An 11,848-nucleotide genomic window follows, 5' to 3' on the forward strand; every position below is an offset into this window, starting at 1 on the left:
GGCATCATGAAATATCTCAACACGGGCTCAGCGAACAGCGCATCGACATCGATCCTGCCAGCCTATGCGGAATTATTCTGCCTTTCTAATTTTAGTTTTTTAGAAGGTGCGTCTCATGCTGAAGAATTGGTCAAACGCGCAGCCAAACTGGCTTATGAAGCGCTGGCGATCACCGATGAATGTTCCTTTGCCGGTATCGTCCGCGCACATGATGAAGCAAAGATACAAAAATTACCGTACATCGTTGGAACGTATTTCAAACTCAGTCAGCAAGATGCGGGTCTGCCAGAAACAACTCTCATCGCATTAGCAAGTAATCGCGAAGCTTATGGCAATTTATCAGAACTAATCACCTTAGCACGCAGCCGTTGCACGAAAGGCAGCTACCTGCTGACACACAAAGATTTGCATACACCGCCAGAAGGATATGAACATTTAGCTGGCTTGCCAGATTGTTTGCTCATTTTAGTCCCTGACTATCCAGTCAAACCGGATATTCTGGCAACACAAGCCACGTGGTGCGGGCAACATTTTAGTGACAGAATTTGGATGGGTTTAAACTTATTATTGCAATCAGGCGATAGTTATCAACTACAGCAAGTCACCCATATTGCCAACGAATATGTACTACCGGTGGTGGCGCTTGGTCACGTACTGATGCACGTGCGTTCTCGCAAGCCATTGCAGGATACCTTGACCTCAATACGTTTAGGAAAACCCGTCGCCGAATGTGGCTATGCATTGGCATCCAATGCCGAGCAGCACCTACGCTCAAGATTCCGGCTAGCCAATATTTATCCGGCGGACACCCTCGCTGAGACGATTCGAATCGCCAATTTATGCCGGTTTTCATTGGATGAATTGCGCTATGAATATCCGGAAGAAGTCATCCCCAAAGGACAGACGCCTGCCGCTTACTTACGTAGCGAAGTCTATCTGGGTGCACAATTGCGCTATCCGCAAGGTGTATCAGAAAGTCTTAAAAAAACCATAGAACATGAACTGCATTTAATTAATGAGCTAGCCTATGAAGCTTATTTTTTAACCGTGCATGACATCGTTAAATTCGCTCGCAAGCAAGGCATACTCTGCCAGGGACGTGGCTCGGCGGCTAATTCCGTAGTCTGCTATTGCCTCTACATTACCGAGGTCAATCCCGAAGTCAACAGCCTGCTGTTTGAACGTTTTATTTCCAAAGAGCGTGGTGAGCCCCCCGATATTGATGTTGACTTTGAGCATCAACGGCGCGAAGAAGTCATCCAGTACATTTACCAAAAATATGGGCGCAATCGCGCCGCGCTGGCAGCAGCCGTGCATACCTACCGGCCGCGTGGTGCTTTACGTGAGACAGGTAAAGCACTAGGCATTGATGAAGCCTTCATCGATATGGCAGCCAAATCGCATCACTGGTTTGATAATAAGCATGATTTGTTGGCGCGCTTTACAGAATGCGGGCTCGACACCAACTCCATGCAAGCACAACAATGGGCTAGCCTGGCTAGTCAGCTATTACGTTTTCCACGCCATTTGTCACAGCACAGCGGTGGTTTTGTGATTGCCAGAGGTAAATTATCCCGATTAGTACCGATAGAAAATGCTGCTATGAAAGACCGTCGCGTCATTCAATGGGATAAGGATGATCTTGAATCGCTGGGGTTATTAAAGGTCGATATTCTGGCACTCGGTATGTTGTCAGCGCTTCGGCGGGCGTTTGAATTAATGAAAACCCTTCCTGGTAAGCCCACACGTATGCAAGACATTCCACGTGAAGACCCAGCGACCTACGCTATGCTGTGCAAAGCCGATACAGTCGGCGTATTTCAAATTGAATCGCGTGCGCAGATGAGCATGCTGCCACGCCTGAGGCCACGTGAATTTTATGATTTAGTTGTGCAAGTTGCAATTGTGCGCCCGGGGCCGATACAAGGTGGTATGGTGCATCCTTATTTACGCCGCCGTCAGGGTTTGGAAGTCGTTGAGACCTATCAAAATCCAGCAATGCAAAAAGCCTTGGGACGTACTTTAGGCATTCCTATTTTTCAGGAACAAGTGATGCAAATCGCGATGCTGGCCGCTGATTTTACCGCTGGCGAAGCAGATGGATTACGCCGTGCGATGGCCGCCTGGAAACGCAAAGGTGGTTTAGATGCCTACCATGATCGCATAGTCAACGCCATGGTCAAAAATAACTACACACTTGAATTTGCAGAAGGAATTTTTGAGCAAATGAAAGGCTTTGGAGACTATGGTTTTCCTGAAAGTCATGCTGCCAGCTTTGCCATTCTGGCCTACGTCAGTAGTTGGATTAAACGGCATGAACCCGCTGTCTTTTTATGCTCCCTGCTCAATTCGCAACCAATGGGTTTTTATTCCCCGTCGCAACTTATTCAAGATGCGAAAAGACATGATATTCAGGTCAGACCGATTGATGTAATGCACAGCAATTGGGACTCTTCTTTGGAAACCACCGATCTACCGGAGAAGCTCAACGCTTACACGCAAACCACCCAATCTGCAGTGCGTTTAGGCATGTCGCTACTGAGCGGCATGTCCGAAGCGGCTGCAGTCAGAATACAAGCAGCGCGTGCAAACGCTGCTTTTATCAACGTCGCTGATCTGGCAAGACGTGCTGAACTCAATCGTCATGATTTGCATGTACTGGCTGCTAGCAATGCCCTGCATAGCCTGGTGGGTCATCGCCGTCAGGCCTTATGGTCAGCGGTCGGCGCAATGCCGGATAATGATTTACTGCGCCCCCTGACAATAGAAGAATATACGCCCACGTTGACTACGCCAAGTGAAGCACAAGAGATCACAAGCGATTATCAGACAACAGGTTTTAGTTTGCAGCGTCATCCACTGGCTTTGTTGCGCCAACAATTACTGGCGAAGCGTTTTTTACCTGCCAGCATGTTAAATACCTTTCAACAAGGTCAATTTGCCAGAGGTTGCGGCATCGTCACTGTCAGGCAGCAGCCAGGCACCGCCAAGGGTGTGATGTTTTTAACCATTGAAGATGAAACCGGCACTGTCAATGTTTTAGTTTGGCCAGCACTGGTGGAACAGCAACGTCGCGAGCTGCTAGGGGCAAGCTTGCTGGGTGTTTATGGAATATGGCAACGTGAAAATGAAGTGTGTCATTTATTAGCGAAGCGATTGGTAGATCTCTCTCATTTGTTAGGCCAGTTAGAAGTGGCCAGCAGAGATTTTTGTTAAAATATCCGCCACTCCTAAAGATCACCAAAAAAGCGCGATTCCTATCAAAGGTAGACCTTGAATACCAAAACCAGCATCACCACAGAACAGCACGCTCCTGCACTTAGCAAATCGGATCGCAAACAACAACAGCAAAGTTTGATCGCTGCATCTACCGCCCACGCAGTACACGATGGAATGACAGATCTGGTGTATGTACTCCTGCCGATCTGGCAAAGTCAATTTGGCATCAGCTACGCAATTGCTGGCCTAATGCGCGGTATCTACGCCGGATGTATGGCTGGTTTTCAAATCCAGGCCAGCAAATTTTCAGAAAAATACGGACGTAAAACCTTGTTAGTCGGTGGCACGGCACTAGCAGGGATCGCCTATATAATCGCAGGACAAACTGCCACTTTAATTGGACTCATTGCCGCACTGGCACTAGCAGGTATTGGTGCCAGCACCCAACATCCCCTTGCCTCTTCCCTGGTAGCAGATGCATACGACGAAGATAAATTACGCTCAAGATCCGCACTGGCCACCTATAACTTTGCAGGTGATATAGGAAAAATGGCACTACCCGCAGCTGTGGGTGTGGCATTGACCTGGTGGAGCTGGCGTCAGAGTGCAGGATTTGTTGGATTATTCGGAATCGCAGTTGCACTTTGGCTAGTCTGGGCGATACGTGAAAAACCTCATGGCCAGACATCTACAGGCATAGAATCGAAAGTCGAATCACAGCCCGAACGAGTCGTCACTGTGAAAACCTACGCATCCTATAGCGCAGGCTTTCACGCTTTACTCGCCACCGGTGTCGTCGATACAGCGACACGTATGGGATTTCTAACCTTTTTGCCCTTTGTATTGAAGGACAAGGGAGCAACTACCGCGACGATCGGCCTGGCATTGTCATTACTGTTTGTTGGTGGCGCTGCGGGAAAATTAGTCTGTGGCTATCTGGGACGTCGCATCGGCATGCTAAAGACTGTCTGGTTTACTGAAATACTGACTGCTATTGTCATCCTTTGTATCCTGAATCTGCCACTCACCATTGCCCTCATGACCTTACCGATTATCGGACTGGCACTCAATGGTACATCTTCGGTACTCTATGGCAGCGTGCCTGAGCTAGTTGATGCCAGTGACCGCACACGTGCCTTTGCTCTTTTCTATACCGGCACCATCGGTGGAGGTGCACTATCCCCAATATGCTTTGGCTGGCTTGGCGATCACACCAATATCGTCTTAGCGATGCAATGTCTTGCAGCATTTGTTTGTTTGACGTTACCGTTGGCATGGATAGTCAATCGAGAACTACCAAAATAAATCCCATTCGCCATCAACAAACGTCCCAAAAAAAGCGCCCATGAAAATGAGCGCTATGCGTGGACGAAACCAACAGGTTTTTACTTTGTTCGCTCTTTTAACACATTCGCTACCAAAGCATCAATCACCTGAAACGTTGCCTGCGTGACTTCGCCGCGACTCATTTTCGGGTTGCTTTCTGCAAGCATGGAACCGTTAGTCAGGTAACGCCCATTAACAACAAACGTTGGCGTACTGTTTACTTCGTAATTTTCTATCACCTTAGCCAAACGCGTTAATGAAGTTGTTACCGAAAAGGAATTATAGGCATCAATAAACTTTGTTTTATCAATGCCATTTTTGATCGCCCATTCCAGATTATCTTCGTCGGTTCGTAATGGTTGATGATTCCGGTGCCATGCTTCTAATACTTTAGCATGCAAATTTTGCTCAAGTCCAAGTGCATCCAGCGTCAGAAATAAATGCGCTTCTGCATCTTTAGGCCCATGGTATGGCAAATGAATACGTCTGAACGTGACCTTGTCACCCTGCCTCTTTATCCACTCAGCCAGATCCGGCTCAAGCGCATTACATGCAGGACAGTGATACATAAAAAATTCAATCACCTCTACCTTGCCCGGCGCTGTCTTTACTTCCTGCGGCGAGCTCAAACCAAGGTAATCAACGCCTTTCTGCGGCGTGACCGGTGAAGCCATGGCTATCGATGAAATAAAAGCGCAAACGATAACTGATAATTTAATAAAACTCATACAATCCTTAGAAAAAACAGACTTGTTTTAATAGAAGCTATAACGCCACCGAAGTAAGCTGACGAAAGTTCTTTTCATTTCAATTTACGGACTTAATTCATATGCCAATATCGCCGTGTATTGGTCAGAGTCAAATTTTTTACCCACAACCAGCATTTGTCCCTGCAATTCAGAGTTATAGTTAAACGTAAAAAAATCACCGTCTTTCTCCATCTCTTGCCAGTGATCCGCTTGTACCAAGGCCATTTTTTCAAAAATCGTGGCATTGATCTTAAATGTGTACATACGATTGAGCTTAAGGCGATACATGACAGGTGCTTTTTGTATCGAGACCAGATGATACGGCAACTCAAAAGTATGCACAAAACTTCCGGAAAACTCAGGACTTCTGGTCGCCTCCCACGCTTCTATCGGTGAAATATTACTGTGAAAAAAGGTTGGCTCTACTTGTGGCAAAGACTCAAACTCACGCTGGGATAAATGGGAAGTTCTTTGCAACTGCCATTGCTCATCGACCGGAAAATGACTGAAAACGAATTGTTCTGGCGGCGTCAAAAAAAATGCTTCAGAGAGTTCTTTTTTAAATTTTCCGTCCTTGATGTACCCTGCTCCCCAGGTTGAATCGACCAGATACCAATTCTCATTGATGCGAATTGCGTTCCATGCATGATTCGGCTTATCAAAATGTTGCCCTTGGGAAGTACCGTATGCTTTGGCATAGCCAGAAATACTTTTCACTTCCAGATTGGCATCTTTTGCCATTTTCTCAAATAGACTAGAAAACCCAAAGCAAACGCTCTTGCGCTTTTTCATCACATCTTCAACACTCATATCTTCCACTCGACCTGATAAAAAAGCATCCGCATCATAGACGATACGATCGGTAATCCAACGGTAAATAGCACGGGCTTTTTCAGCGTCAGTATTCAAGCCTTGCGTAAGATAGGCTACCAACAATTGACGATCTACCTCTACTTCTGGCGGCGCCGCAAGCGTGTGAGCATCAATGGCCGCGATTTGCTGATCGCTCAATTCGTGTGCGCAACAACTGACGTTCAGAAAAAAGAAAATCAGAAAAATGCCAGAAAAAAGCGAACGGGACGAAGCCTTTAAAAAAGCGCCTGTGAAGTTCATATCAGTACCAAAAATATAGGGTAGAAATGGCGAAAAGTTCTGGAAAATCACGCAATTTATTATAGTTTAGTATGATCCTTCCGAGATAACATCATCAAATTAAGATTAAAAATTAAGCAACATTAACACCATAGTGTTTTGCAATGTTACAACCTTAAAAATGATTTTCAGCTTACTTTTGATTTAACGTTGCGAAGTATGCACCGTCACATTAAGGATCAACGAAATTGTGAGCCATAAAAAATGGCAACTCCGCTGGAGTTGCCATTTTAACATTGAAATTACGAGAAAAAAACGAATTACTCTTCGTCTTCCTGTTCTGGCATCTTCAATCGACCAGTGTGGTAATCGTATTCATAGACCTCACCATAGCGACCCCATTCAATCGCCACTTCCAGCACGCGTTTAGCTTCATCAGCTTTGAGGAATTCTTCCAGTAACTCCAAAAGCGGCTGCTCAGATAAGCTGCCATTTACTTCCATTTCCAACTTGCGACGAATATGTGCCGCTAATGGGACGTGCATCAATAACTGCTCTCCAAACAACTCCTGTTTCTCTGCCTGTTCGGCGTCGAAATATTTTCGACCGAGTGGCGTCAAAATAATATCGCCTTTTTCCAGAACTGCAAAACCTAACAAACTCAAGGCTTCATACGTAGGGAACAGTTCTTCATCTGATAATTCTGCTTCTTCCGCCAATTGTGGCAAGTCGGCACGACCATTGTAAGGCGCCTCGGCGACCATATCCAAAATCGCTTCGATACGGCTAACGTCAGTATCTGGCAAGCGATAGCCAAGATGTTTGGAACTTGGCACTTCGGAACTTGCTTCGTGCGTCGTACGCATAGTCATCAAACCATACACTTCATCGATCAATGCCCGTACTTCCGCCGACTCAACATTACGTGGGCGCGGCAAATCAATTTTGACTTCACAACGGATCGTACCCGGATCGCTGGACAGAATGATAATGCGGTCTGCCATCACCACCGCTTCTTCGATGTTATGCGAAACGATCAAAATACCTTTCGTCGATATCTTATCTTCATCCCACAATTCCAACATATCATTGCGCAGAGTTTCACCGGTCAATACGTCGAGCGCCGAGAAAGCTTCATCCATCAACAAAATATCAGGATTGGTCACCAGTGCACGGGCGATACCAACACGTTGCTTCATACCACCGGACAACTCGCGTGGCAACGCACCACCGAAACCAGCAAGACCGATCAGTTCTAACACGGCATCGGCGCGTTCCTCACGTTCTTCGGCTGGCACACCTTGTGCCTCTAGCCCTAATTCAACGTTTTGTTGCACTGTCAGCCAAGGAAACAAAGCAAATGACTGGAATACCATCGCCACCCCTGCGACCGGTCCGAAGATAGCCTTATCGCGATAAGCAACCTTACCTTTGTCCGCGGGAATCAAGCCGGCCATAATGCGCAGCAAGGTGGACTTACCCGAACCCGATTTTCCAAGCAAGGCAACGATTTCGCCTTCTTTCAGTTGAAAATCTACTTTATCCAGAATCAAACGGGACTTGCCGTCTGTTGCTTTGAAGGACTTAGCGACCTGCTGCAGGTCTATCAATAAATTTTGATTCATCTTTATTTCTTTCGGACGACATTCCGTCTACGTAAGCGGCAAAGGGTTTTAAGCGATTAAATAGTGATCATAAATTGATCCGCATCATGATCATTAGCGAATACGATCTTCCGCCAACAAATACAATTTACGCCAGAAAAAACGATTCAATAAGGTAACAAAAATACACATCACGCCAATACCCAAAGCAATGCGATGAAAATCACCGGTTTCGGTCATTTGTTTGATGTAACTACCCAAACCATCGGCGACCAGCGTAGTTTTACCCCAGGTCACATATTCCGCCACAATACTGGCATTCCATGAGCCACCACTAGCAGTAATAGCACCGGTAATATAACTAGGGAAGATCGCAGGCAGGTAAACGCGCTTCCATTTCAGCCAACCTTTCAAACCCAGGTTATCAGCAGCCAGTCGCAATTCATTTGGAATCGTAGCCGCACCGGCAACGACGTTAAACAAGATATACCACTGTGTACCAAATACCATTAAGGGGCTTAGCCAGATGTTTGGCGTCAGATTTAACGACACCATCACAAACACGACCAGTGGGAACATGAGATTAACTGGGAACGCGGCCAGGAATTGTGCAACAGCCTGGACTTTTTGCGAGTATTGGGGGCGTAAGCCTATCCAGACTGAAATCGGCACCCATACCAATGAAGCAAGGCCAATTAACAGCATTACGCGAACCAGCGTAATCGTAGCAAGCCCGAAGACGCGGATAACTTCACTCATCCCCACGTCACTGTGAATAAAACTGATCAGACGGAAAATTGCGAGTAAGGTGACGACAGTCAGTAGCCCATCCCAAATACGGGACCACATAGGGCTCATCGGCTTTTTCAATGCGCGCTCAGAAGTGCCATCGTAAGTAACACTAAACCACCCTAAACCACGGCTCAAAAATGCCCAGAAACTCTCTGTCCAAGAACGCACCCAACTACTATTACGCATCCAATCCAGTAACCACGATTGCTGCGCCGTTTCGCCTTGCGATTCTTCAAAGCGGAATTTATCTGCCCATGCCAATAATGGGCGGAAAAATAATTGATCGTAGAGAAGAATACCCGTCAACATTGCAGCAATTGCCCACGCAATTGCATAACCATCCTTGGCTTCGATGGCGACCGCTATATACGAACCAATACCAGGTAATTTGATGTCCTGACCAGCCACAGAAATCGCTTCAGCCGCTACTAGTAAGAACCAACCACCAGACATCGACATCATCATGTTCCAAAGCAAGCCAGGCATCGCAAACGGCAATTCAAGTCGCCAGAAACGTTGCCATGAAGATAATCTAAAAATATGCGCAGCTTCTTGCAGTTCAGCAGGGACCGTCCGCATTGATTGATAGAGGCTGAACGCCATATTCCACGCTTGCGAAGTAAAGATGGCAAAGATGGCTGCACACTCAACACCAAGTAGATTTCCCGGAAATAAGGCAATAAAAGGGGCGATTGTAATCGCCTGAAAACCTAAAATTGGTACCGACTGCAAAATATCTAAAGCTGGGATCATGATTTTTTCAGCAGCGGCGTACTTCACCGCAATGGCAGCAAATACAAAGCTGAATAAAAGAGAAAATCCCAGCGCGGTAAACATGCGCAAAATAGTTCTGAGCAGATAGTAAGGTAAATACCACGGATCGAGAGAAACTTGCAATGCTTCACCAACCGAGAATGGGCGGCTCATCTGCATTGCAGCGAAAGCAAAAATGCTGAGTAAAGCCAGAATCAAAGGTAGTAGAGCCCAGTCCCAACGATTAGGACCTTTATCATCAACGATCACATCGTCACGCGTCTGGAGCTTGAATAGTTCAAACATGCATACCACCTTGCAGCAAGCGTTTCATCAAAAAAGCATCATTCATATGCAACAAATTACCTCCTCAGTTACTTAGGCTTCATCAGTAACTCCGGGATAAATTATTGCCGGATGATCACGCAAAAATTTGCACGCCAAACGACGGTTCGATATCGACGAATCAGGTAGAAAAGCCAGCGCATGCTAGAAGAACTACTACCCACATTTTAGCAAGGTAGCAGCAGGACATCTGCGGTTACATTGCAGTGTTGTGGTCGACGTTTGATCGACAACTATAACCATCCACAGAACGAATTCCAATGAGAAGAAGCCCGCACTTTAACACAGGGAGAGACCTGTTCACAATATGATGCGATGCAAAATAATCTTTATATTTTTAACCTCTAAAATTCACTAAATCATTAATAAATGACCAAAGTCACAGAGACTATTTCTGAGAGGTAGAGATACGATTTTTTAACAACAAAATTAGATCATTTCGCTCACTTTTGTTAGCAAAATCGAGCGCTGTCATGCCAGCGTCATTTTTAAGGCTTATATCCGCACCACTATCAATCAAAATTTTTGCTGTGTCGTACTTTCCAAAATTAAGTGCCATCATCAGTGGCGTTGTTTTATTTGGAGACTCAGAATCAATATATGCGGCATGCTCTAATAAAAAATTCAGTGTTTCAACGCTACCGCTTGCCGCAGCGTAATGCACGGCAGCCCAGCCAGGTTGATTCACTTCAGCACCAGCTGCAACTAATTTTTTTACCGCCTCTACATTCCCCGAAAAGCTTGCCAACATCAGCGCCGTATCACCATTGCGAGCATGTTGTTCAAGTTTAATATCGCGCGCACTCAAAAGAGTATCAATCACCTTCATTGATTTTTCTCTGATCGCAATCATTAACGCTGATTCGCCGCGCAACTCGTCAACCGAATTTGGATCCATGCCACGCTGCAGTAAACCACTGACTGTTGCCTGATCATTAAATTTCACAGCAAAGATAAAATCATCATAAGAATTACTCGCAGCTAACACTACGTGATGAACGCCAATCAGAAGAAATAAGCCACAGATCGTTTTCGCAAGCAATCGGCCAAACGGTTTCAACGCAATAAAGTTAACTATTATTTTCATCTCTACCATCCTATCGTTTTCAATTAGATATCCTGTGAATTTAAGCTGCAAACTGAAAAAGATTAAAGAAATTTTCCGTGGTGATTTTCTGCACTTCATTCACTGAAATACCTTTGATATCCGCTAAAAATTCTCCTACATGACGTACAAAACCTGGCTCATTCATTTTGCCACGATGCGGAGCTGGTGCCAGATATGGAGAATCCGTTTCGATCAAAATTCTGTCCAATGGCAAGACTTTTGCAACCGCCTGCAAATCTTTCGCACTCTTAAAAGTCAATATGCCGGAAAATGAAATATAGAAACCCATTGCAACCGCAGCCTGCGCTACTTCTAAAGATTCTGTAAAACAATGCATGACACCTGCCACCCCACCCTTCTCTATACCTGCACCTTCTTCCTGCATAATTCGAATCGTATCTTCAGATGCTGCACGCGTGTGAATGATCAGGGGCTTACGACTGATTCTGGAAGCGCGTATATGCTGACGAAAGCGCTCTCTTTGCCATTCCAGATCACCTTTTAGTCGAAAATAATCCAGACCAGTTTCACCGATGGCAATAATTTTCGGATGCTGCGCCAACTCTACCAATTGTTCTGCGCTGGGCTCTGGTGTTTCTTCATAATCCGGATGGACACCGACCGAGGCATAAATATGCGGATATTGCTCTGCCAACGCTAACACTTGTGGAAAATCCGGCAAATCAACAGAAACGCATAATGCGTGACTCACACCGTTGTCTTCCATCTTTTGCAGAATTTCAGGCATGCGTCCGGCTAACTCCGGAAAATTAATATGACAATGGGAATCTACGTACATAATGAGGCCAGATAAAAAATAAATGGCAGCCGTAGCTGCCAGGATAGTAAGGTCAATTGCT

General features: G+C 45.7%; 8 protein-coding genes. 2 read left to right on the forward strand and 6 right to left on the reverse strand.

All coding sequences use genetic code 11. From position 1 onward, the window contains the following. Positions 1 to 6 precede the first annotated feature (6 nt). Together ACO0KY_RS13315 and ACO0KY_RS13320 are read left to right on the forward strand one after the other, a co-directional pair. Positions 7 to 3,216, forward strand: coding sequence for an error-prone DNA polymerase (locus ACO0KY_RS13315; protein ID WP_423046776.1), 3,210 nt, complete (start codon positions 7 to 9; stop codon positions 3,214 to 3,216). A gap of 57 nt (positions 3,217 to 3,273) precedes the next feature. Then, positions 3,274 to 4,524: an MFS transporter gene (locus ACO0KY_RS13320; protein WP_423046778.1), complete on the forward strand. Its 1,251-nt coding sequence runs from the start codon at positions 3,274 to 3,276 to the stop codon at positions 4,522 to 4,524. An 80-nt stretch (positions 4,525 to 4,604) separates the two neighbouring features. On the opposite strand, the gene ACO0KY_RS13325 is transcribed toward ACO0KY_RS13320, so the two are convergent. From ACO0KY_RS13325 to ACO0KY_RS13350, 6 genes are all read right to left on the reverse strand, one after another. Next, on the reverse strand, positions 4,605 to 5,273 hold the full coding sequence (locus ACO0KY_RS13325) for a thiol:disulfide interchange protein DsbA/DsbL (protein ID WP_423046780.1): 669 nt from the start codon (positions 5,271 to 5,273) through the stop codon (positions 4,605 to 4,607). Positions 5,274 to 5,357: 84 nt separating this feature from the next. Beyond that, the gene (locus ACO0KY_RS13330; protein WP_423046782.1) at positions 5,358 to 6,407 is read right to left on the reverse strand and encodes a transglutaminase domain-containing protein; all 1,050 of its coding nucleotides are present in this window, start codon (positions 6,405 to 6,407) and stop codon (positions 5,358 to 5,360) included. Between the two features lie 299 nt (positions 6,408 to 6,706). Next, positions 6,707 to 8,011: a nitrate/sulfonate/bicarbonate ABC transporter ATP-binding protein gene (locus ACO0KY_RS13335; protein WP_186910839.1), complete on the reverse strand. Its 1,305-nt coding sequence runs from the start codon at positions 8,009 to 8,011 to the stop codon at positions 6,707 to 6,709. A gap of 93 nt (positions 8,012 to 8,104) precedes the next feature. Then, positions 8,105 to 9,841: an ABC transporter permease gene (locus tag ACO0KY_RS13340; protein ID WP_423046785.1), complete on the reverse strand. Its 1,737-nt coding sequence runs from the start codon at positions 9,839 to 9,841 to the stop codon at positions 8,105 to 8,107. A 427-nt stretch (positions 9,842 to 10,268) separates the two neighbouring features. Beyond that, positions 10,269 to 11,066 (reverse strand): ankyrin repeat domain-containing protein, encoded by a 798-nt coding sequence (locus tag ACO0KY_RS13345; RefSeq protein WP_423046787.1) that lies wholly within the window; start codon positions 11,064 to 11,066, stop codon positions 10,269 to 10,271. After that, positions 11,008 to 11,787 carry a TatD family hydrolase gene (locus tag ACO0KY_RS13350; protein WP_423046789.1) on the reverse strand — a complete coding sequence of 260 codons (780 nt, stop codon included), beginning with the start codon at positions 11,785 to 11,787 and terminating at the stop codon, positions 11,008 to 11,010. Before ACO0KY_RS13350 ends, ACO0KY_RS13345 begins: the two co-directional genes overlap by 59 nt. Positions 11,788 to 11,848: the final 61 nt, after the last annotated feature.

The organism is Undibacterium sp. Dicai25W (genome assembly GCF_049340505.1).
Lineage (GTDB): Bacteria > Pseudomonadota > Gammaproteobacteria > Burkholderiales > Burkholderiaceae_D > Undibacterium > Undibacterium jejuense.